This is a genomic window from Pseudomonas sp. BJP69, from assembly GCF_007633355.1.
Taxonomy (GTDB): Bacteria; Pseudomonadota; Gammaproteobacteria; order Pseudomonadales; family Pseudomonadaceae; genus Aquipseudomonas; species Aquipseudomonas juntendi.
In genome coordinates this window covers 2,157,008-2,179,410 of the sequence record NZ_CP041933.1, presented here as the reverse complement: position 1 = coordinate 2,179,410, position 22,403 = coordinate 2,157,008, and the positions used below count along the sequence as shown (strand labels likewise).

Below are 22,403 nucleotides of genomic sequence, written 5' to 3'. Positions count from 1 at the left end.
ATGCTTAATACCCGGTCATTTCCAGGTACCCACGGCCACCGGCACTGCCGCTCAAACGCACCGGCCCTTCCCAATACGGGAAGCGCGTCTGCATCCACGCCTGCGGCTGAACAGCATCGACCTGCACATCCACCCCGTGCTCAGGCACCTGCACCCGCCAGCGGGTCGGCAGCTGCTTGCCATTGCCCTGTCGGGCCCAGGCCAGCGGCTGCAAGCGGATCTGTGCCGGCAACAGCGCTACCCCCTGGCCCTGCGGGTCGATCCAGGTGCCGGCGCGATACGCCTCCCCGTGCGCTTCGCGCACCTGAAACAGCATCAGCTTGGCGCCGCTGTCCAGGTGCAGCGAGAACCAGTCCCAGCCCGTTTGCCCGGCATCCAGCGGCTGGCTGCTCCATTCCCGGTCCAGCCAGGCCTGGCCAGCCACCGCGATGCACAGGCCGTCGCGCTCGACCTCGCCGCGCACCCGGTAGAACGGCTGGCTGTAGTAGTAAGAAGCCTGGCCCTTGCCCGACTTTTCGCTGTAGCCCTGCTGGCCGTGCAGCACCAGAGGCCGCTCGCTGCGCAACTGCAGGTCGTAGCGAAAACCTTTGCCAGCGGCCGTCATGCGCAGGTTGTCGATACCGCCCGGCCCCTGCAGCGACCAATCGTCGATCCACGCCCGAAACGGCTGGGCCTGCACACCCGCCTGGCCAATCCCGCCACGGGCCAGGGTTTCAGCTGACCGATGGCCGCCGGGGCCGGTCAACGCGGCGTGGCCCATCCACAGGTTCGGGCTCTGCCAATCGCCGGTCTCCGGGCCGGGGCGCAGGGCTGAGCGGAACAGCGTCCACTGCGCGCCCCAGTCACGCCCTTGGGTGTCTTTGAGGTTGGCGGTGACGTACCACCACTCGATGCGGAAACCATCGTGGGCCGCATGGTCCCGTGGGAATTCCAGGCGATGGCCGCGGGTGACCTGGCTGAACCCGCCTGCCGGCTGGCCGAGGCCGGCATAGCTTTGCGGTGCCGGCTGATCACAACCGCACAACAGGCTGCAGAGCAACAGCCAGGCTTTACGTTTCATCGGCAAACGGCCTCAACAGTTCGCGCGGCTGACGCCGGGCCAGTTGCCAGAGTGGCCAGGCGCTGGCCAACAGGCTGGTGAGCAGGCCCAGCAGGGCCAGTTGCAGCAACTGGGCGGGAAATACATGCAGCGGCAAACGCCAACCGAATGCCTGAACATTCACCACCGCGACCAGGCACCAGGCCAGCAACAGGCCCAACGGCAGCGCCAACAGCACGGTCAGGCTGCTGAGCAGCAGTGCCTGGCCAAGGCTCAGCCACACCAGCTGGGTACGCCGTACCCCCAGGGCCCATAGCGGCGCCAGCTGGCGCAGACGGGACTGGCCCAAGGTCAGCAGGTTGATGAACAGCGCCACGCCGGCCACGCCCAGGGTCAGGCTGTTGAGCGCGGCGGTGGCGGCGAAGGTGCGGTTGAATACCTCGGTCGACCACCGCTTCAACTGCGCCTGCTGCACGACCCGGCTGTCGTCGAGGTGAAAGCGCTGTTGCAACGCGGCTTTCAAGGCGGCCCCCTGGGGGTCGAGCAGGTCGACGCTCAAGCCTGTCAACGCAGCATCCGGCCAATGCGCGCGCAGCGATTGGGCATTCACCAGCATTTGGCCCTTGGGGTTGCCATAGTCGGCGTACAGGCCAACGACGAGCAAGCCGCGAGACGGGTCCGTGGGCAGCTTCAGGTGGTCCCCCAAGTGCAAACGCAACCGCCGCGCCAGCTGCTCACTGAGCATCACGGCCTGCCCCTCGGCCAATAGCTGCCAGGCCTGCGGCTGCTGTTCCAGCAACGGCCACCGGCTGTGATAAACGGGATGGTCGACAATGCCCTGCACCTGGACCGGCCAGCCTTGCACCTGCGTTTCGACGCGCCAGCCAGGCAGAACCACCCGCACGGCAGGTTGCTGCCCCAGCCACTGGGCTATCTGCAGGCCTTGCGCGGTATCGCTTGGGCTCACGTACAGGTCGGCGGACAAGCGCTGGTCCAGCCAGCCGACAAAGGTCTTGCGAAAACCCTCGGTCATGCTGCCCACACCTACGCTGGCAGCCAGCGCCAGCAGCAAGGCCATCAGCGCCAGGCTCAAGGCAGGCAACTGCTGGCGGCTGTCGGCAACGAACCACTGGGCCAACGGCCGCTGACAACGGCGCGCCAACCAGGCCAGCACCCTGTCGAGCCAGGCTGGCAACGCCAATGCCGCCCCCAGCAACAGCGCCGCCAGCATACCGAAGGCGCCGGGCAGGCTGTCACCGAACACCCCGCAAGCTGACGCCAGCACCAGCAACAGGCCCGCTACCCAAGCCTGACGGCTCAGCCACGGCCCCTGTGCCAGGCGCCATGCTTGCGGCTGCGCCAACGCCAGCAAGGGCAAGCGTGCGGCGCGCAGGATGCTGCCCAGCCCGGCCAGCAGTGCACCGAGTACGCTCACCATCACGCCCCACAACCACCACTGCGCAGGCAGGTTCAGCGTGCCTGCGACCTGCGCGCCATACAGCCCGCGCAGACTGGCGGCGACATCGGGCAGCAACCAGGCCGCCACCGCGTAGCCACTGGCTACCCCGGCCAGCCCGCCAAGCACTGCGAACAGCCCCAGCTCCAGACCCAGGGCACACAGCAGGGTAGCCAGGCTGACACCACAGGCGCGCAGGTTGCGAATCAGCCCGCGCCGCTGTTCCAATGCCAGGCCAATCGCGGCATGGGCGATGAACAGGCCGACGACGAAGGCCAACAGGCCTAGCGCAGTGAGGTTGAGGTGGAAGCTGTCGGTCAGGCGCTGCAAACCGCCATCATCCTGCCGGGGTTGCACGACAAGGTCAGCCGCAATGTCGGCAGGCAAAGGCCCCGGGCTTGCCGCTACCAGCAGGCGTGACAACTGCCGCGGTGCCTGCAGCAAGGCCTGCGCATGGCCGATATCGACCACGATCACCCCGGGGGCCAGCTCGGCTTGCACCAGCAACGGCGGCAGCGGTTGCCCATCGCGGTCGTGGGCCACCTGCCCTGCGGTCATGTTCAACAGGCGCAAGGTGTCTGGCCCGACCCAGGCCTGCCCGGGCACGCCGATGAACGCCTGCAGGTCGAACGCCTGGGGCTGCACCCCGGCGATACTGCTGGCCGCCGGCAGGCTCAATGGCTCGATGCCGATCAGGCGCACACTGCGCCCGGGCTCGCCTGGCAGGCGCAGGCGCCCCTCCAGCACCGGCGACACCGCCCAACCCAGCCTGCGCAGTTGCACGTACAGCGCCTGGTCAAAGCGTTCGCCGTGGCGTGGCAGCAGTTGCGTCTGCAGCGGCCCGGCCAGTACCGCACTGGCCCTGGCGTAGTCGCTGCGTGCCTGGCTGTTCAAGGCCTGCACCCCGGTCCATAGCGCCGTGGCCAGCCACAGCCCGGTGAAGATGCTGAAAAACTGCACGCGGTGGCGCCGCCAGTGGCTGAGCAAAGCCAACAGGGCCAGCGACAGCAGCCTCATGCGCCCTGCCCGCTGCGCACACGGCCACCCTGCAGGTAGCAACGTTGCTGCAGCCGCGCCGCCAGCCGGGGGCTGTGGGTGACCATCAGCAGGCCGCTGCCAGCCTCGCTGACCAGTTGCAGCAACAGGCTCAGCACTTCGTCGCTGGTGGCTTCGTCAAGGCTGCCGGTGGGTTCGTCAGCCAATAACCAGGCCGGGCGCCCAGCCAATGCGCGGCCGATGGCCACGCGTTGCTGCTGGCCGCCCGACAGTTGTTCAGGGTAACGCCCGAGCAGGTCAGCCAGGCCCAGGCGTTGAGCCAGGTGGGCGCCCCATTCGGGGTCGTGCCGGTTGGCCAGCCGGGCCTGGAATGCCAGGTTGCTGCCCACGTCCAGGCTGCTGATCAGGTTGTACTGCTGGAACACCAGGCCAATCCCCTGTCGCCGCCACAGTGCCAGGGACGTCTCCGAGCGGCTGTCCAGGGCACTGCCGTCAATCAGGATGCGCCCGCTGTCGGCACGGTCCAGGCCGGCCACCAGGTGCAGCAAGGTGCTCTTGCCACTGCCAGACTCGCCCATCAAGGCCAGGCTGCTGCCGCGCGCCAGGCACAGGTCGACGCCCTGCAACACCGGCAACGGCCCTTGGGGGGTGGCAAATGATTTGTGCAGGTTTTCGATGGCCAGCATCGGGGGGGCCTTGGGGTCTCGGGTGACTATCCAGTAATAGCAGGTCACGGACACATAGGAGAGACGCGCCCATCAATGGATCCACAGACGATTCGATAATCGCACAAATAGCGCTATTCATTGCGTAAATGCAGATTGACCACGCACGCGCATATGGCTCTAATGGATCCATTAAACAAAAACAAAACTTGGAGAGCCTTCATGTACCCGAAAAACACCTGGTACGTTGCCTGCACCCCTGACGAAATTGCCGACAAGCCCTTGGGCCGACAGATCTGCGGCGAAAAAATCGTCTTTTACCGTGGCCAGCAGAACCGTGTAGCCGCTGTCGAGGACTTCTGCCCGCACCGAGGCGCGCCGTTATCCCTGGGCTACGTGGAAGACGGCAACCTGGTCTGCGGCTATCACGGCCTGGTCATGGGCTGCGACGGCAAGACGGTGTCGATGCCTGGCCAGCGGGTTCGCGGCTTTCCGTGCAACAAGGCGTTTGCCGTCGTGGAGCGCCATGGCTTCATCTGGGTCTGGCCTGGCGACCAGGCGCAGGCCGACCCAGCGCTTATCCCGCATTTGGAATGGGCAGACAATGAAGAGTGGGCGTACGGCGGAGGGCTGTTCCACATTGGCTGCGACTATCGCCTGATGATTGACAACCTCATGGACCTGACCCACGAAACCTACGTGCATGCCTCCAGCATCGGCCAGAAGGAAATCGACGAAGCCCCGCCCGTCACCACCGTCACCGGCGACGAAGTGGTCACCGCCCGGCACATGGAAAACATCATGGCCCCGCCCTTCTGGCGCATGGCCCTGCGCGGCAACGGCCTGGCCGACGATGTGCCGGTGGACCGCTGGCAGATCTGCCGCTTCACCCCACCCAGCCACGTCCTGATCGAAGTGGGTGTGGCACATGCCGGCAAGGGTGGCTACCACGCTGCAGCGCAGCACAAGGCCGCGAGCATCGTGGTCGACTTCATCACCCCGGAAAGCGACACCTCGATCTGGTACTTCTGGGGCATGGCGCGCAATTTTGCCGCGCACGACCAGAACCTGACCGCCGACATCCGCGAGGGCCAGGGCAAGATTTTCAGCGAAGACCTGGAAATGCTCGAGCGCCAGCAACAGAACCTGCTGGCCAACCCTGGGCGCAACCTGCTGAAGCTGAACATCGATGCCGGTGGCGTGCAATCGCGCAAGGTGCTGGAGCGGGTCATCGCCAAAGAGCGTGCAGCACAGCCGCAACTGATCGCCACCAGCGCCACCCCTGCCTGAGGAGCCACCGACATGATCGATGCCATCGTGGTATCCCGTAACGATGAAGCGCAGGGTATCTGCAGTTTCGAACTGGCCTCGGCAGATGGCAGCCTGCTGCCGGCATTCAGCGCCGGGGCCCACATTGACGTGCACCTGCCCGATGGCCTGGTGCGCCAGTATTCGCTGTGCAACCACCCGCAAGAGCGCCACCGCTACCTGATCGGCGTACTCCATGACCCGGCTTCGCGGGGCGGCTCACGCAGCCTGCACGAGCAGGTGCAGGTCGGCGCGCGGCTGCAGATCAGTGCGCCGCGCAACCTGTTCCCGCTGGCCGATGGGGCGCGGCACAGCCTGCTGTTTGCCGGCGGCATCGGCATTACCCCGATCCTGTGCATGGCCGAGCAGTTGGCCCACAGTGGCCACGATTTCGAGCTGCACTACTGCGCCCGCTCCAGTGAGCGTGCCGCATTCGTCGAGCGTATCCGCAACGCGCCCTTTGCCGACCGCTTGTTCGTGCATTTTGACCAGCAGCCGGAAACGGCGCTGGACGCTCGCCAGGTGCTGGGCAACCCGCAAGCTGACGTGCACCTGTATGTGTGCGGGCCGGGCGGGTTCATGCAGCATGTGCTGGGCAGCGCCAGGGAGCTGGGCTGGCAGGAGGCCAACCTGCACCGCGAGTATTTCGCGGCCGCACCCGTGGACGCCAGCAACGACGGCAGCTTCTCGGTACAGGTCAACAGCACCGGCCAAGTGTTCGAGGTGCCAGCCGACCAGACCGTGGTACAGGTACTGGAGCAAAACGGCATCGAGATCGCCATGTCGTGCGAGCAAGGTATTTGCGGCACGTGCCTGACCCGCGTACTGCAGGGCACGCCAGACCACCGCGACCTGTTCCTGACCGAAGAGGAACAAGCCCTCAACGATCAGTTCACGCCTTGCTGCTCGCGCGCGAAAACACCGTTACTGGTGCTGGATATCTGAAGCGGCCAGCGCGCTAGGGAGGATCACCTGCATGCCGGTGCCCGAGGCGTTTGCGCCGAAGGTTTCGGCATAGCGCAAGGTTGCATTGGCATGCTCGCGCATGATCGCTTCGGCGCGGGCACCCTGGCGGTTGACCAGGGCATCGAACACGGCATGGTGCTGCATGTGGGCGAAGTTGAAGCGCCGGTATTCACGGGCCAGGTCGTGGCGGTCTACCGCCAGCGCCGTGACCGAGGCGAATGGCAGGTGGTCGTTGCGCGCCAGCGCCACGGTAATGGCCGGGTTGTGGCTGGCTTCGATGATCACTTGGTGAAAGCGCATGTTCAGATCGTGGTAGGCCTGCAGGTCTTCTTCGGTCACGAAGCCCTTGTCGAACAGCTGGTCGCCCTCTATCAGGCACTGCTGCAGTGCCGCACGGGCTGGCGCGGCCAAGCCGCGCTCGGCAGCCTGGCGGGCGGCCAGGCCTTCGAGCACACCGCGCACCTCGACTGCACCGGCAATGTCATCGGCACTCACCGAACGCACTTGAAAGCCCCGGCCGCCGAAGCGGACCAGCAGGCCTTCCTGTTCGAGCGTGCGAAAGGCCATGCGCACCGGCATGCGTGAAACGCCGAACAGTTCGGCAGTGGGAACTTCCATCAGGCGCTCGCCGGCCGCCAGCTCGCCTGAGGCGATCATCTTGCGCAACGCGACCAGCACCATTTGACCGGGCTTGCTCATCCAGGCAACTTCCAGGGAAACGAGCCGGCATCTTAGCGCAAGCCGGGCTCGAGTAGTCAGTGGCTCAGCGCATCGCTGACCGCCACTGGGGCCGGCCTGGGTGAGCGCAGCAGTAGCAGGCACCCCGCCGCCAGCATGAACACACTGGCAAACACCCCATACAAGTGCAGCGGCTGCCAGCCGCCATCGAGCAGCACACCCGCCACGGTGGGCGACACAATGGCGCCCATACGCCCGATGCCGATGCCCCACCCCACGCCGGTGGCGCGCACCGATGCGTCGTAGACCACCGGCGACAAGGCATACAAGCCGGCCACGCAGCCGTTGGCGAACAGCCCGATCAACAGGCCCAGGGCCAATGCCGCGCTAGCCGAGCCCCCGTTGGCCACGAACAGCACCAGCAGCGCCGCAGTGGTCAGCATGAACAGCGCCAGCACGCGGGTAAGCGGCCAGCGCGAGGCCAGCCCGCCGATCAGCGCCGCACCGAGGATGCCGCCCACGCTCAACAGAACACCGCCCGTAATGCCTTGCTGCGCGGACAGCCCGGCAGCCACCAGCAGCTTCGGGGTCCAGCTCATGACGAAGTAGAAACCGAACATGACCAGGAAGAACAGCAGCCAGATCACCAGCGTGGTCCGGCGCATGGCCGGCACCAACAGTTGCCGGAAACCGCTGGCACTGCCCGGCACCCTGGCCGCAAGCGCTGGCAGCTGCGCCAGTGCCGGGTGGCCTAGCCTTACCGCCAAGCGATTGACCCGCACCAGGGCGTTGGCTGGCCGGCGTGCCAGCAGAAAGTCCAGCGACTCCGGCAACCACAACCAGACCAGCGGTAACACGCAGACGGTGACGATACCGCCGAACAGAAACACCGACCGCCAACCCCACTGCCCCAGCAGCCACACCGCCAGCAAACCGCCCAGGGTTGCCCCCAAGGCATAGCCGGTGGACTGCAGGCTGACCGCCAGGCCGCGCCAGCGTTTGCTGGCATATTCGCTGGCAATGACGTTGCTGCTGGCCAGGATGCCGCCAATGCCCAGGCCCGTCAGCCCACGCAACAGGGCCAGTTGCATCGGGCTCTGGCTCAACGCCGAGAGCAGCATGCCGACCCCCGACAGCACCAGGCATAGCAGGATCAGCGGGCGCCGCCCGAAACGGTCAGCCCAGGGTGCGATGAACAGCGAGCCCGCCGCCATGCCGAACAGGCCGGCACTGAGCAGCAAGCCCACCTGCGCCCCGTTGAGGTTCCACTCGGCAGACACCGAGGCAGCGGTAAAGGCCATGACCAGCACGTCGAAGCCGTCGATCATGTTGAGCAGGATGCATATGCCGATGGCCAGGCACTGAAAGCGCCCCATCGGGTCGTTGTCCAGGCGCTGCTTGAGGTCGTTATTCATAGCGCCACCTGCCGCTTTGCAGGTGGCACAACGGCAACGCACGCGCAGGCAAAGCGCAAGGAACCCTGACGGTTCCATACCCTGGAAAAGCCATTCATGACTGAACCCTTCTTGTAGTTGTCGGCGCATCAGGCTGGAGGGCTCCAGCCGATGTCAGGCGCTAATCAAACAAATAATGGATCCACAAACAATCCATGGGGCTAAAGCAAGCACGGCTCAGGCCGGTGATGACATTCTGATCAGCCCAAAAACCAAAAATTTAAATCTTAATTATCAGTACTTTACATATTCATGATTACCGTTAATTCGCGTTCGTTTATCGAACAGATTCATTGCATGGATCCATATCGATCACGGCATTACCGCATAGGCCTGTCATCGCACCCGGCGCCATGAACAAATCTTCATATAGCGCCCCAGCGCCCTGACCATGCGGCGCACAGCGCAAGCCAGGCTACCGCCAGCCACCACCCGGCTTGAGGCTGCCGGGTGGGTTGCGTAGCATCCCCCGCCCGTTCGCGCGCCTGCACATCGGCGCGAAACCCGCACAAAAGAGCCCAGAATGCCGCAACCTATCCCCCTCAAGGACCACGAAAAGGAAAAGCAACTGGTCAACCGCCGGCTTCTGGCCTGCGCCGCCCTGGTCTTCAGCCTGTGTGCCGTGCTGGTGGGTCGGCTCTATGTGCTGCAGGTGCTGCAGCACGACCAGCAGAGCGCCGTGTCGGAAAACAACCGCGTGCATGTGCTGCCCATCGCCCCTGAGCGCGGGCTTATCTACGACCGCAACGGCGTGGTGCTGGCCGACAACAAGCCCAGCTTCGACCTGACCATTACCCGCGAGCGGACCGGCGGCAATTCGGCCAAGGTGCTCGATACCCTGACCCAGGTACTGGGGCTGAACGAGGACGACCGCAAGCAGTTCGACAAGGACCTGCGCCGGGGCCGCAAGCCGTTCGAGCCGGTCACCCTGATAGTGGGGCTGAGCGAAGAGCAGATCGCCCTGGTGGCGGTCAACCAGTTCCGCCTGCCGGGCCTGGAGGTCGAACCACAGTTCATCCGCGAGTACCCGCTGGGCGCGCATTTCGCCCATTCGGTTGGCTACGTGGGGCGCATCAACGAGAAGGAGGCCAAAGTACTCGACAGCACCGAATACCGGGGCACCCAGTCGATTGGCAAGACCGGCATCGAGCGCTTCTACGAAAGCCAGCTGCATGGCCATGTGGGCTATGAGGAAGTCGAGACCAACGCCCAGGGCCGGGTGATGCGCGTGCTCAACCACAAGGCCCCGACACCCGGGCAGGACATCGTGCTGACACTGGACGCCCGCCTGCAAGTCGCTGCCGAAAAGGCCCTGGGCGACCGCCGTGGCTCGGTGGTGGTGCTGGACCCGGCCAATGGTGACGTGCTGGCCATGGTCAGCAACCCCAGCTTCGACCCCAACCTGTTCGTCAAGGGCATCAGCTTCAAGCAGTACGCACAATTGCGCGATTCGATCGACCGCCCACTGTTCAACCGCGTGCTGCGCGGCCTGTACGCGCCCGGCTCGACGGTGAAGCCGGAAGTGGCCATCGCCGGCCTCGACAGCGGCGTGATCACCCCCGGCAGCCGGGTGTTCGACCCGGGCTACTACGAGCTGCCCAACTACGCCCACAAATACCGCAACTGGAACCGCAGCGGTGACGGCTGGGTAGACATGTACACAGCCATCATGCGCTCCAACGACACTTACTTCTACGACCTGGCGCACAAACTGGGCATCGATCGCCTGCACGACTACATGGCGGAGTTCGGCCTGGGCCAGAAGGTGTCGCTGGACATGTTCGAAGAGGCCGCCGGCCTGATGCCTTCGGCCCAATGGAAACGGGCCACCCGGCGCCAGGCCTGGTTCCCTGGCGAAACACTGATCCTTGGCATCGGCCAGGGCTACATGCAGGTCACCCCATTGCAGCTGGCCCAGGCCACCAGCCTGCTGGCCAGCAAGGGCGTGTGGCACCGCCCGCACCTGGCCATGACCGTAGGCGGCGATGCACCGGTCGACCCCCACCCGATGCCCGACATCGTGCTGCATGACAAGCACGCCTGGGACCAGGTCAGCCAGGGCATGCAGATGGTCATGCACGACCCGCGGGGTATCGCCCGTGCGGCCGCGGCCGGCGCGCAGTACCGGATTGCCGGCAAAAGCGGCACCGCACAGGTGGTGGCGATCAAGCAGGGTGAACGCTACAACCGTGACAAGACACTGGAACGGCACCGCGACAATGCCCTGTTCGTCGGCTTTGCCCCGGCTGACCACCCGGCCGTGGTGGTGGCGGTGATGATCGAGAACGGCGAAGCCGGTGGCCGGGTGGCGGGGCCTGTGGTGCGTGAAGTGATGGACGCCTACCTGCTGGACGAACAGGGGCACCTGAAGCCCGAGTATGCGGGTGCCGTGCCACCGCGCACTACGCCGCATACCTGATGCTGCGCGGGCCTGCTGGCTGAGCGGGCCCGTGCTTCAAGCCCAGAGCAGCCCCGTGCCCTCAGTGCTGCCCACCGGTACGAGGCATCAGCTCGTAGGGGTGCTTCCACCCTGGCATGGCTTGGATGCGTGCCTTCCATGCCTCGATGTGGGTGAACTCGGCCAACGCCATACCGGTGTCCTCCGGCATGAACACATACCCCGCCAGCGACAGGTCGGCGATGGTCAACCGCCCGCCCACCATGAACGGGGCCTTCGCCAGATGGGCATCGACAATGCGGTACGCGGCGGTGGCACGCTCGCGCAAGAACTGCGTCACGTCGGTTTCGCCCGTGTTCTTCAGGCAGAACAGGAAACGCAGCGCCGCGTAATAGCTGGTGAACTTATGGTTGTCGAACAGCATCCAGCGCCAGATTTCGCGCTTTTCGTCCGCGTCGCGGGGGCCGAATTGCCCGGTCTGCTGCGCAAGGTACTCCAGAATCAGCGCAGACTGGGTCAAGGACTTGCCAGCGTGCTCCAGCACCGGCACCTCACCCTGTTCATTGACCTCATCGCGCCAGGCTTGCTCGCGGGTCTGGCCGTTGAAGAAATCGACGAACACCGGCTGCCAGTTCTGGCCAGTCAATTGCAGCATCAGCGCGGCCTTGTAGGCGTTGCCGGATTCGGCGAAGCAATGCAGCTTGTAGTCAGGCATGGGCGAACCTTGCGGTGGCTGTGATGAGCGAATGGCAGAGCAGACCACGCGCACCGCGAGGCGGTCAATGCCCGGTACCACCTGCGGGCATGCATTCTGCCAACGAACAACGGAACTACTTTCACACTGATGCTTTCTTAACCTCTGAGTGGTTTATTCCTTGGGCTTCACCCTTCTGGAGAACACGACATGCGCCACCTACTCATCGCCCCTGCGCTGCTGCTCCTGCTGCCTGCCGGTGCCGCACTGGCCCGCGTCGATGCGGGCGACGTCGCCACCTCGGCCGGTGTTTCCGCTTCGCTGTATTCCACCTTCAAGGATGACAAACGGATCATTCCTGCCCGCGACGAGCTTTCGGCGTTCGTTGCCAGTGGTGGTGCAATCCGCGGCGCTTATGTCGAAGCCGCACTGGAACAGGCCCGCAAGGACCACCCAGGGCTCCAGGCCGACGACGAAGAGCTGGCCAGGGCCATTCTGTCGCAGGATGACCGCATCGCTGATCGTTGAATCAGACTTGCACCCGCCTCTGCGTGAATCTACCCACGCAGTGGTCGGTGCAGGTTCGGCTCACCCCCAACCATCCATACGCATGGTCGCCCTGACCAGGCGCTGGTCCTCCTGTTCGATCTCCCGCAAACTGTCGCGAATGCCATTGATGTGCTCGCGGGCAGCGCGGCGGGCCTGTTCCGGCAACTGCTCCATCACCGCGTGATACAAGCGTGCATGCTGGCGATCGATCTGGCGTTTCTGCGCCGGCCGGCAGTACAGGTTGTTGACCGACGCAAACACTGTGTTCAGGGTCAGATCGCTCAGCGATTGCAGGGTATGTACCAGCACGGGGTTGTGCGAGGCCTCGCTGATCGCCCGATGGAACGCATGATCGCGGTGGGCGTGCTCACGGGCATCAATGGCCTCGACGGCCTGATGCGCGGCCAGCATCTCCTCATAGCGGCGGCGGATCAGCAAGCGGTCCACGTCGGTGGCGCGCAACGCTGCCAGCCGGGCAGATTCGGCCTCGAGCAAGGCGCGCACTTCCAGCAAGTCAAACAATGTGCGCGGCTGTGAGCTGAACAGATGCATCAACGGCGTGTAGCCCGCGTGCCCGGTGAGGTCGGCGACAAAGGAGCCGCGGCCGTGCTCGGTGTCGATGATGCCGCGCCCGCGCAGCACCCGCAGCCCCTCACGCAGTGCAGAGCGCGAACACCCCAGCTTCTCGACCAGCCGCCGCTCCGAAGGTAATGCCTCGCCCACCTTGAGCACGCCTTCGACAATCAGCCGCTCGACCCGCCCGGCCACCTGGTCGGCCACCTTCGCCCTGCCCTCGTTCGCCATAGCGCACCCTCCTGCTGGTAGGACCACTTGCACACCCGCCTGCAATCTAGCCAAGCCAGGCCACCAACGGCCAGTACCCAGCGGAAAAACTGGTAGGACCAGTGGCGAGCCCACTCGACCCAGACTAGCACCGCGCGCAGGCTGCAAGCGTGACCGCTTTGCCAACAACAATAAAAACCGTTGCCGAGTGAGCCAATGACCATTCTCTACGACGAACGCGTCGATGGTGCGCTGCCCAGCAGTGACCGCGAGGCGCTGTTGCGGGCATTGCAGGCTGCCCTGCCCGACCTGCACGTTTTGCACCGCGAAGAAGACCTCAAGCCCTACGAGTGCGACGGCCTGTCGGCCTACCGCACCGTACCGTTGCTGGTCGTGCTGCCCGAACGCCTGGAGCAGGTGCAGACGCTGCTCAAGCTGTGCCATCAACGCGGCGTACCGGTAGTGGCGCGTGGCGCCGGTACCGGCCTGTCCGGTGGCGCCCTGCCACTGGCCAAGGGCATTCTGCTGGTCATGGCGCGCTTCAACCGCATCCTGGAGGTCAACCCGCAGGGTCGCTTCGCCCGGGTGCAGCCCGGGGTACGCAACCTGGCCATTTCCCAGGCCGCAGCCCCCCATGGCCTGTACTACGCACCTGACCCCTCTTCGCAAATAGCCTGCTCCATCGGCGGCAACGTGGCTGAAAACGCCGGCGGCGTGCACTGTTTGAAGTACGGCCTGACCGTGCACAACCTGCTCAAGGTCGAAATACTCACCGTCGAGGGTGAACGCCTGACCCTCGGCAGCGATGCCCTCGACTGCCCTGGCTTCGACCTGCTGGCGTTGTTCACCGGCTCCGAAGGCATGCTCGGCATCGTCACCGAAGTGACCGTCAAGCTGCTGCCCAAGCCGCAAGTCGCACGGGTACTGCTGGCGAGCTTCGACAGTGTCGAGGACGCCGGCCGCGCCGTGGCCCAGATCATTGCTGCCGGGATCATCCCCGGCGGCCTGGAGATGATGGACAACCTGGCAATCCGCGCCGCCGAGGACTTCATCCACGCGGGCTACCCGGTGGAGGCGGCGGCCATCCTGCTGTGCGAGCTGGACGGTGTCGAGGCCGATGTGCACGCTGACTGCGAACGGGTCGCGGCCGTGCTGGCGCAAGCCGGCGCCCGCGACGTGCGGCTGGCCTGCGACGAGGCCGAGCGGGTGCGTTTCTGGGCCGGGCGCAAGAATGCCTTCCCGGCCGTGGGGCGCATTTCACCCGACTACTACTGCATGGACGGCACCATCCCACGCCGCGAGCTGCCGCGCGTGCTGAAAGGCATCAGCGACTTGTCCAGCGAATACGGCCTGCGCGTGGCCAATGTGTTCCATGCCGGCGACGGCAACATGCACCCGCTGATCCTGTTCGATGCCAACCTGCCGGGTGAACTGGAGCGCGCCGAGGCCATCGGCGGCAAGATTCTCGAACTGTGCGTGGCCGTGGGCGGCAGCATCACGGGTGAACACGGGGTCGGCCGGGAAAAGATCAACCAGATGTGCGCACAGTTCAACAGCGACGAAATCACCTTGTTCCATGCGGTGAAGGCTGCGTTCGACCCACAAGGCCTGCTCAACCCCGGCAAGAACATCCCCACCTTGCACCGCTGCGCCGAATTCGGCGCGTTGCACGTGCACCACGGGCAACTGCCTTTTCCCGAGCTGGAGCGTTTCTAATGAGCATGGACCACGACGACAGCCAGGCCCTGCTCGAACAGGTGAACCAGGCGCTGAACCAAGGGACGGCACTGCGCATTCAGGGTAGCGGCAGCAAGGCCATGCTCGGCAACCCGGTGGTGGCTGAAGTGCTGGACACCCGCCGCCACCGGGGCATCGTCAGCTATGACCCGACCGAACTGGTGCTGACCGCCCGCGCTGGCACACCGCTGCGCGAAATCGAGGCAGCGCTGCACCAGGCCGGCCAGATGCTGCCGTGCGAACCGCCCCACCTGGGGCCTGATGCGACGTTGGGCGGCATGGTCGCGGCCGGGTTGTCCGGCCCCAGGCGGCCCTGGGCGGGGTCGGTGCGCGATTACCTACTGGGTACACGCGTGATTACCGGCCACGGCAAGCTGCTGCGCTTTGGCGGCGAGGTCATGAAGAATGTCGCTGGCTACGATGTGTCGCGCCTGATGGCGGGCAGCTTCGGTTGCCTGGGCTTGTTGACCGAGGTGTCGCTGAAGGTGCTGCCACGCCCGCGCCAGTGCCTGAGCCTGCGGCTGCCGATGGGCCGCCACGAGGCGTTGGCCGAACTGGCCGAATGGGGCCAGCAGCCGCTGCCGATCAGCGCCGCCTGCCACCACGGCGATGCCCTGTACCTGCGCCTGGAAGGCGGCGAGGGTTCGGTGCAATCAGCGCGCCTGCGGCTGGGCGGTGAGGCGCTGGACAGCCGGTTCTGGAACGACCTGCGCGAACAGCGCATGGCCTTTTTCAACGGCCCCGCCCCGCTGTGGCGGCTATCCGTACCCATTGCCTGCGGCGAGCTGGCATTGCCCGGCGAGCAATTGATCGACTGGGGCGGGGCCCAGCGCTGGCTCAAGTCTGACGCAGAGGCGCACAGCATTCGCGAGGCGGTTGCCAGGGTGGGCGGCCACGCGACCGCCTACACCCCCGGTGCGGCCAGCAGCCCGCCACTGCCCGCTGCGCTGATGCGCTACCACCAGGCGCTCAAGCAACAGCTCGACCCCCAGGGGGTATTCAACCCCGGCCGCCTGTACCCGGACCTGTGAGGCCAGACCATGCAAACCAACCTCAGCGAAAGCGCCCGCCGCCTGCCCCGCGCCGACGAAGCCGAAAGCATCCTGCGCGCCTGTGTGCACTGTGGTTTCTGCACCGCCACCTGCCCCACCTACCAGTTGCTGGGTGACGAACTGGATGGGCCGCGCGGCCGCATTTACCTGATCAAGCAGATGCTCGAAGGCGAGCCGGTCAGCGCCAGCACCCAACTGCACCTGGACCGTTGCCTGAGCTGCCGTAACTGCGAGTCAACCTGCCCGTCCGGGGTGCGCTACCACGACCTGCTGGACATTGGCCGCGCCGTGGCCGAGCAGCAGGTGCCGCGACCACTCGGCCAGCGCCTGCTGCGCCAGGGCCTGCGCGCGGTGGTCCCGCGCCCGGCACTGTTCAAGGCGCTGACCCGCAGCGGCCAGGCCCTCCGAGCGCTGCTACCGGCCACGCTCAAGGGCAAAGTGCCGGCATCAGTGACACCGCCCGGCGTGCGCCCGTCGCCGCGCCATGCCCGCCGGTTGCTGATGCTCGAAGGCTGCGTGCAGGCGGCGTTCTCGCCCAATACCAACGCCGCTGCCACGCGGCTGCTCGACCGGCTGGGGATCAGTGTGCAGCCGATCCGCCAGGCCGGCTGCTGTGGCGCCGTGGACTACCACCTCAACGCCCAGGCGCAGGGCCTGCAGCGTGCAAGGCGCAACATCGACGCCTGGTGGCCCGCCATCGAGGCGGGTGCCGAGGCCATCGTGCAAACGGCCAGTGGCTGCGGCGCGTTCGTGCGCGACTACGGCCACCTGCTGGCACAAGACCGCCAGTACGCAGCCAAGGCGGCGCGCGTCAGCGCGCTGGCCCGCGACCTGGTGGAGGTGCTGGCTGCCGAGCCCGTCGAGCAGTTAGGCCTGTGCGCTGAACAGCGCCTGGCCTTTCACTGCCCATGCACCCTGCAACATGCCCTGAAACTGGGCGGGGCGGTGGAGGCATTGCTGACCCGCCTGGGCTTCACCCTGACCGCCGTGCCCGATGGCCACCTGTGTTGCGGGTCGGCGGGCACCTATTCGCTGACCCAGCCGGACCTGGCCCTGCAACTGCGCGACAACCGCCTGAACGCGCTGGAAAGCGGCAAGCCGCACATCATCGCTACGGCCAACATCGGCTGCCAGACCCACCTCGCCGGTGCAGGGCGCACCCCCGTCAGGCACTGGGTGGAAATCGTCGAAGCCGCCTTGCGGCCGGAGAACGCCCATGCATAGCAAACCCGTGATCGGCCTGGCCGAGGTTACCCGTGTACTTGAGGCTGCGCGCCAGCATGCGTTGGCCGAACAGTGGCCTGTGACCATCGTGGTGGTCGACGACGGCGGGCACCCTCTGGCCCTGCAGCGTCTGGATGGGTGTGCGCCAGCCGGTGCCTACATTGCCATGGAAAAGGCCCGCACCTCGGCGCTGGGGCGCAAGGAAACCCGGGACTACGAAGACATGGTCAATCGCGGGCGCACCGCGTTCGTCACCGCACCGCTGCTGACCTGCCTGGAGGGCGGTGTACCGCTGCAGGTGCAGGGCCAGGTGGTGGGTGCCATTGGCGTGTCGGGGGTCAAGCCCGACCAGGACGCACAAGTGGCCAAGGCGGGCGCAGCAGCCTTGTGAAGGCTGCACAGAGGGTTGCCACTCGGGCAGACTCAGAATTCCCCTACAAAATGTTCGGACGCGTCTTACTTGCCGCCTCAGCGTTGAGAAAACAAGATCGGCGCAGCATGACCAGCCAGGGGAAACGCCGCATGCACCCGTACGCACGCTCCATTGCCGAACTGCGCAGCAGCCTGCGCGAAATGCTCGCCCATGACATCAGCAACCCTGATGACGACCCGCACCTGTCAGGGGTGATGTTCTTCTGCGCTACAGACGAACAGACCCGTTTGCTGATCGAGCGCATCGAGCTGCTGGCCAGCGAGGTGCTTTTCGACCCGAACGGGCGCGCCATTGCCGAGCACATGCGCGCGGCGGCAATCGACGGCGTATGCATCAAACGCAACCGCAAGGCAGCCACAGACGAAACCCAGATACGCATTGCGCTGGCGGGCAAAGGCTACATCACCATCAGCACCGCCCGGCTCTGACAGCCGTAGCGCAAGGCTCGCGGCCCGGCGCACACGGCGCAGCCAATCCGCTATCCTGTGGGCACCCCCGCTCCGGACCGTTCCATGGAACTGCACATTCGCCTGGATGGCCGCAAAGGCCTCACCGACCAGCTTTACCAGCAATTGCGCGCTGGCATCGACAGTGGCCACCTGGCAGCTGGTACCCAGCTGCCACCCACCCGTCTGCTGGCCGAACAACTGGGTGTGTCGCGCAAGACGGTAGCCGAAGCCTACTCACGCCTGACCTATGACAACCTGCTCAGCGGTGTGGTGGGCCGTGGCACATTCGTCACACCGCGCCAGCCGCTGCGCAGCAGCGAACCTGGCGCCATCACCCTGGCCGCCAGTGCATCGCTCGAACGCTGGCAAGCGCGCGCCACGGTGCTCAGCCAACGCCAGGCGCAGGCCCCTTCACGCTACGATTTCATCGGCGGCGTATCGAGCAAGGCCCAATTCCCCTTCGACCAGTGGCGCAGTTGCCTGAACTACGCCCTGCGGCGCAGCCAGCGCCACCCCGACCGGCATTTTACGGCCCAGGGTTTGCCTGAACTACGCCAGGCCATCGCCCACCACATCGCCTACACCCGTGGCGTGCACTGCAGCGCAGCCGACCTGCTCGTGTGCAACGGCGCCCAGCAGGCCCTGGACCTGATCGCCCGCGTGCTGGTCGAGCCAGGTTGCCAGGTGGCCATGGAAGACCCCGGTTACCCACCGGCACGGCAGCTGTTCCTGGCCCTGGGCGCGCATCTGCAGTCGGTACCGGTCGACGACCAGGGCCTGTGCGTCGAGCACATCGCCGACGGCACCCGGCTGATCTACGTCACGCCATCGCACCAGTTCCCGCTGGGCATGCCGATGAGCGAGGCGCGCCGGCACGCGCTGCTGGCGCGGGCTGCGCAGCTGGGGGCGCTGATCATCGAAGACGACTACGACTGTGAATTCCGCTACCAGGGGCCCGCTGCGGATGCCTTGCAGCGCCTGGACCGACAGGGGCTGGTGGCCTACGTGGGCACGTTTTCCAAGACCCTTTTGCCTGAGCTGCGCCTGGGCTACGCCGTGCTGCCGCCTGCCGTACTGCAGGCTGCCTGCGTGGCCAAGCACCTCAGTGACTGGCACAGCCCGAGCTTGCTGCAGTGGGCCTTGGCGCGTTTCCTTGCCGAGGGCCACCTGCACAAGCACATTCGCCGTTGCCATGAGGTCTACAGCGCGCGCCGCGAACGCATTCTGGCGCGCCTGCAGGGCGACCTGGCCCCTTGGTTCAGCGCGGTTCCGGCCAGCGCCGGCTTTCATCTGAGCGCGTTGGCCAGACCAGGGGTCGACGTGGAATTGCTGGCCAACCTGGCGCGCAAGGTCGAGGTCGGCCTGTACCCACTGGCGCCATTCTTCAGCGAAGCGCCTGCGCGGCAGGGCTTGCTGATGGGTTTCGGTGCCATTGAACTGCTGGATATCGACCCCGCACTGGATCGCGTGCGCGACACCCTGCAGCACCTCAACTGACCGGTGCCGCCTTGCCGGTTGCCGGGCGGGCGATGGCGGCCGAGTAACCGCGCGGGTTGAAAAACGCGGTGACCCACAGCATGGCCAGCACGGTGACCGTCAACAGTGTCCACGACGCCTGGAAGTCACCACTGACATCCCGCAGCCAACCGGTGATGTAGGGCACGATCCCGGTAATGATGAAGCCGATGCCCTGCACAAATGCCGCCAGGCTGCCCGCCTCGGCTGGCGTTTGCAAATGCTCCAGGGTCAGCGTAAGGCACTGGCTGAAGCAAGCGCCCAGGCCGAAACCGATCAGCGCCACCCACAGCCCCGGGGCCACGGTGGGGGCCAGTAACAGGCCGAGAAAGCCGACCAGCTGGATTGCCAGCGCCAGCCACAAACCGGGGCGCCGGTCAGCATAGCGCCGCAGCAACAGCGGCAAACCGAGCGCGCCGGCCACCTGGAAAAAGGTCATCAGGCCCACCAGGTCGGCGCCACCCTGGGCGCTGCCGCCGTGCTCGGTGTGGTAGGCCGGCAACCACGCCACCATGCTGGTGTAACCGCCATTGATCAAGCCGAAGTACAGGGCCAGCAACCAGGCCCGGCGCGTGCCGAACCAGTGTCCACCGGATGCCCCTGCCAGCTTCGCTGTGCCATGGCGTGGCCGCAGCACGGCCCAGGCCAGCAACGCCAGCACGGCCGGCACCGCCCACAGGCCCAGGCCGGCCTGCCAGTGGCCGAAGTGCGCACTGATGTGCGGGCCCAGCACTGCCGCCAGGCCACCGCCACTCATCAGCGCCGCCGAATACAGGCCCATGGCCGCCGCCAGGCGGCGGGGGAACCAGCGGTTCACCAGCCCCGGCATCATGCCCTGTACCACCGCTACGCCCAGGCCAGCGACCACCGCACTGGCGATCAATGCCCAGGCACTGTCCAGTTGCAGGCGCCACAGGCAAGCCATGGCAATCGCCGCCAGGCCGCCCAGCATACCGCCGTGCTCGCTGAGCCAGCGCCGCAGCCACGGCTGCAGCAACGGCACCAGGCCCATGCAGAGCACCGGCAAAGCGGTCAGCAGGGCGGCCTGCTGGTAGCCCAGCCCGGTAGTGGCGCGCATGGGCTCGAGCAAGGGGCCGATACTGGTCAGGATCGGCCGCAGGTTCAGGGCCAACAAAATCACCAGCAACAGGTTCAGCGCAGGTCTCATGGTCGTTCGTTTCTCTTCGTGCAAGATCGACCATTATCCCGGCTTGGCTGGCTGCGCAGAAATGAAGAGATTGGATGCCTGTCAGTGGCCAGCTGAATGGACATTGGCCTCCTGCGCAAGCGTGCAATTGGCTATCGGGGTGGCCAATCAACGGCGCTACAGTAGCGCCATCACCCCCCACATCCGCATTGGAGACAGCCATGCACAACCGTATCGAATGGGCCAAGCACGCGCCCGAAGCCTACAAAGCCATGGTCGGCCTGGAACAGGCGCTGGCCAGGTGCGGCCTGGAAAACTCGCTGCTGGAACTGGTGCGCCTGCGCGCCTCGCAGATCAACGGCTGCGCCTATTGCGTCAACCTGCATGCCAACGATGCGCGCAAGGCCGGTGAGACCGAGGCACGCCTGCAAACACTGTGCGTGTGGCAGGAAACCGCGTACTTCACCCCGCGTGAACGGGCAGCACTGGCCTGGCTCGAGAGCCTTACCCGCCTGCCTGAACGGGGTGCGCCGCAGGGCGAATACGAAGCCCTGCTGCAGCACTTCGAGCCGGCCGAAGTGGTCAACCTGACCTTGGCGATCGCCACCATCAATGCCTGGAACCGCTTCGGGGTGGGCTTCGCCATGGTGCCGGCGGGCTGAGTGTTGGCGCGGTGGCACCCGCGCAAGGGTCGGCACTGGCCAAGATCAGCGCCCGGCCAACCGTGCGCGGTAGCTACCGGGGCTCTGCCCGGTCCATTTCTTGAACGCCCGGTGGAACGCGCTGGGCTCCTGAAAGCCGGCCTGCTCGGCGATCTCGGCAATGCTCAGCACGCCTTCGCGCAAGCGCTCGAAAGCCATCGCCCGGCGTACCTCGTCCTTGATCTGCTGGTAGGAGCGCCCCTCGCGCTCCAACTGCCGGCGGAAGGTGCTGGCACTGATACCCTGCTGCTGTGCCAGCGACGCCAACGTGGGCCACTGCCCATAGCCACGCGCCCGTAAATGCCGGTACACCTCGGCCACCAGGCCGTTCTGGTTGCGAAAGCGAATGACCAGCCCCTGCGGCGCGCTGCGCAGGAAGGTTTTCAGCGCCGCCACGTCCTGGACCACCGGCCGGCGCAGGCAGGCACTGTCGAACTCCACCTCGGTACGCCCGCTGCCCAGGCGCAGGTCCGGCCCCCACAACAGCAGGTCATCCTCCTGGGCTGGGCGGGCCACTGCCAGTTCGGTCCGGTCAATCGCCACCCTGCGCCCGCCCAGCCAACACAGCAGGCCGACCATCAGCACCAGGTAGGTTTCCTCGGCGTATACCCGGGTCAACGGGTCGGCGATGCTCGACTGCACGCTGATCAGCGCCCGGCTACCGCGCACGGTCAGGCTGCCGCGCAGATCGTGCAGGAACAGACCAAAGCCTGCCAGGCACTGGCGTAGAGCCTTTTCCAGGTTGGGTTCCAGGATCAGGCCCCGACAGATCAGGGCGAAACTGCCCAACGGCATGCCATGGCTGTCGAGGCGGAAGAACTCATCGTCCAGGCGCCGGATCATTGCCAGCCACAGCTCGGCGAAGGCCCGGGCCGGCACCCGCGCCTGCGGCTGGTCGAGCAGGTGCGGGTCGATGCCCACCGCACGCAAATGCGCGTCACGCTCGGCGGGGCAATCGCGCAGGGCATGCAGCATGGCGTTGAGGAAGTACACGGCGACCGAATCGCTATCGCGCATGGCGGTGTTCGCTGTCTATGCTGAGTGGCAAAAAGTGCCAGGTTGTTTGAACAGTTCCGGCATAGGCTGCGACAGAGCCTTTGCCTAGACTCGGACCCACTTCGGGACCTCGCCGGCCATTCTCGCAGAGCCTGGCCCAGTC

At 65.9% G+C, this 22,403-nt stretch carries 20 protein-coding genes; 11 read left to right on the top strand and 9 right to left on the bottom strand.

All coding sequences use genetic code 11. From position 1 onward, the window contains the following. Window positions 1–4: 4 nt before the first annotated feature. The 3 genes from FPB55_RS10030 to FPB55_RS10020 are packed head-to-tail and all read right to left on the bottom strand — an operon-like array spanning window position 5 to window position 4,177. Window positions 5–1,060 (bottom strand): lipocalin-like domain-containing protein, encoded by a 1,056-nt coding sequence (locus FPB55_RS10030; protein ID WP_009686508.1) that lies wholly within the window; start codon window positions 1,058–1,060, stop codon window positions 5–7. Beyond that, the gene (locus tag FPB55_RS10025) at window positions 1,050–3,512 is read right to left on the bottom strand and encodes an FtsX-like permease family protein (RefSeq protein ID WP_144188079.1); all 2,463 of its coding nucleotides are present in this window, start codon (window positions 3,510–3,512) and stop codon (window positions 1,050–1,052) included. The genes FPB55_RS10030 and FPB55_RS10025 overlap by 11 nt, the downstream gene beginning before the upstream one ends. Beyond that, window positions 3,509–4,177 carry an ABC transporter ATP-binding protein gene (locus FPB55_RS10020; RefSeq protein WP_144188077.1) on the bottom strand — a complete coding sequence of 223 codons (669 nt, stop codon included), beginning with the start codon at window positions 4,175–4,177 and terminating at the stop codon, window positions 3,509–3,511. The genes FPB55_RS10025 and FPB55_RS10020 overlap by 4 nt, the downstream gene beginning before the upstream one ends. Before the next feature lie 201 nt (window positions 4,178–4,378). Here FPB55_RS10020 and FPB55_RS10015 point away from each other — a divergent pair, with 201 nt between their 5' ends. Both FPB55_RS10015 and FPB55_RS10010 read left to right on the top strand, forming a co-directional pair. Next, the gene (locus FPB55_RS10015) at window positions 4,379–5,446 is read left to right on the top strand and encodes an aromatic ring-hydroxylating dioxygenase subunit alpha (protein ID WP_054905548.1); all 1,068 of its coding nucleotides are present in this window, start codon (window positions 4,379–4,381) and stop codon (window positions 5,444–5,446) included. Between the two features lie 12 nt (window positions 5,447–5,458). Beyond that, window positions 5,459–6,409, top strand: coding sequence for a PDR/VanB family oxidoreductase (locus FPB55_RS10010; protein ID WP_144188075.1), 951 nt, complete (start codon window positions 5,459–5,461; stop codon window positions 6,407–6,409). Here FPB55_RS10010 and FPB55_RS10005 read toward each other — a convergent pair. After that, a complete protein-coding gene (locus FPB55_RS10005) occupies window positions 6,389–7,129 on the bottom strand; it encodes a GntR family transcriptional regulator (RefSeq protein ID WP_009686503.1) in 741 nt (246 codons plus the stop codon). The two genes, FPB55_RS10010 and FPB55_RS10005, sit on opposite strands and share 21 nt — an antisense overlap. Before the next feature lie 56 nt (window positions 7,130–7,185). Next, window positions 7,186–8,523 carry an MFS transporter gene (locus FPB55_RS10000; RefSeq protein WP_009686502.1) on the bottom strand — a complete coding sequence of 446 codons (1,338 nt, stop codon included), beginning with the start codon at window positions 8,521–8,523 and terminating at the stop codon, window positions 7,186–7,188. 562 nt (window positions 8,524–9,085) lie between these two features. Here FPB55_RS10000 and mrdA point away from each other — a divergent pair. Beyond that, window positions 9,086–10,981, top strand: a complete 1,896-nt coding sequence (gene mrdA / locus FPB55_RS09995; protein WP_144188073.1) for a penicillin-binding protein 2 — start codon at window positions 9,086–9,088, stop codon at window positions 10,979–10,981. 61 nt (window positions 10,982–11,042) lie between these two features. Here mrdA and FPB55_RS09990 read toward each other — a convergent pair whose 3' ends face one another. Then, entirely contained in the window at window positions 11,043–11,675 is a 633-nt protein-coding gene (locus tag FPB55_RS09990) for a glutathione S-transferase (RefSeq protein ID WP_009686498.1), read from the bottom strand. A 189-nt stretch (window positions 11,676–11,864) separates the two neighbouring features. Between FPB55_RS09990 and FPB55_RS09985 the strand changes: the two genes are divergently transcribed. Then, a complete protein-coding gene (locus tag FPB55_RS09985) occupies window positions 11,865–12,182 on the top strand; it encodes a DUF2388 domain-containing protein (RefSeq protein ID WP_009686497.1) in 318 nt (105 codons plus the stop codon). A gap of 60 nt (window positions 12,183–12,242) precedes the next feature. Here the strand turns inward: FPB55_RS09985 and glcC are convergent, their stop codons facing one another. After that, on the bottom strand, window positions 12,243–13,007 hold the full coding sequence (glcC, locus tag FPB55_RS09980; protein WP_144188071.1) for a transcriptional regulator GlcC: 765 nt from the start codon (window positions 13,005–13,007) through the stop codon (window positions 12,243–12,245). A 195-nt stretch (window positions 13,008–13,202) separates the two neighbouring features. Between glcC and glcD the strand changes: the two genes are divergently transcribed. The 6 genes from glcD (at window position 13,203) to FPB55_RS09950 (ending at window position 19,378) form a co-directional block, all read left to right on the top strand. Next, window positions 13,203–14,702, top strand: a complete 1,500-nt coding sequence (glcD, locus tag FPB55_RS09975; protein WP_047149655.1) for a glycolate oxidase subunit GlcD — start codon at window positions 13,203–13,205, stop codon at window positions 14,700–14,702. Beyond that, window positions 14,702–15,754, top strand: a complete 1,053-nt coding sequence (gene glcE, locus FPB55_RS09970) for a glycolate oxidase subunit GlcE (protein WP_115293906.1) — start codon at window positions 14,702–14,704, stop codon at window positions 15,752–15,754. The genes glcD and glcE overlap by 1 nt, the downstream gene beginning before the upstream one ends. Before the next feature lie 9 nt (window positions 15,755–15,763). Next, window positions 15,764–16,999: a glycolate oxidase subunit GlcF gene (gene glcF / locus FPB55_RS09965; protein WP_009686491.1), complete on the top strand. Its 1,236-nt coding sequence runs from the start codon at window positions 15,764–15,766 to the stop codon at window positions 16,997–16,999. Continuing rightward, the gene (locus FPB55_RS09960) at window positions 16,992–17,390 is read left to right on the top strand and encodes a heme-binding protein (RefSeq protein WP_054911741.1); all 399 of its coding nucleotides are present in this window, start codon (window positions 16,992–16,994) and stop codon (window positions 17,388–17,390) included. Before glcF ends, FPB55_RS09960 begins: the two co-directional genes overlap by 8 nt. Window positions 17,391–17,521: 131 nt before the next feature. Next, window positions 17,522–17,860 carry a hypothetical protein gene (locus FPB55_RS09955; RefSeq protein WP_033691133.1) on the top strand — a complete coding sequence of 113 codons (339 nt, stop codon included), beginning with the start codon at window positions 17,522–17,524 and terminating at the stop codon, window positions 17,858–17,860. Between the two features lie 84 nt (window positions 17,861–17,944). Next, complete coding sequence (locus FPB55_RS09950) at window positions 17,945–19,378, top strand: PLP-dependent aminotransferase family protein (RefSeq protein WP_144188069.1); 1,434 nt, start codon at window positions 17,945–17,947, stop codon at window positions 19,376–19,378. Here the strand turns inward: FPB55_RS09950 and FPB55_RS09945 are convergent. Then, the gene (locus FPB55_RS09945; protein ID WP_115293904.1) at window positions 19,371–20,564 is read right to left on the bottom strand and encodes a CynX/NimT family MFS transporter; all 1,194 of its coding nucleotides are present in this window, start codon (window positions 20,562–20,564) and stop codon (window positions 19,371–19,373) included. The genes FPB55_RS09950 and FPB55_RS09945 overlap by 8 nt on opposite strands. A gap of 200 nt (window positions 20,565–20,764) precedes the next feature. Here FPB55_RS09945 and FPB55_RS09940 point away from each other — a divergent pair, with 200 nt between their 5' ends. Then, the gene (locus FPB55_RS09940) at window positions 20,765–21,205 is read left to right on the top strand and encodes a carboxymuconolactone decarboxylase family protein (protein WP_029887041.1); all 441 of its coding nucleotides are present in this window, start codon (window positions 20,765–20,767) and stop codon (window positions 21,203–21,205) included. A gap of 45 nt (window positions 21,206–21,250) precedes the next feature. On the opposite strand, the gene FPB55_RS09935 is transcribed toward FPB55_RS09940, so the two are convergent. Beyond that, entirely contained in the window at window positions 21,251–22,261 is a 1,011-nt protein-coding gene (locus FPB55_RS09935) for an AraC family transcriptional regulator (RefSeq protein WP_009686485.1), read from the bottom strand. Window positions 22,262–22,403: the final 142 nt, after the last annotated feature.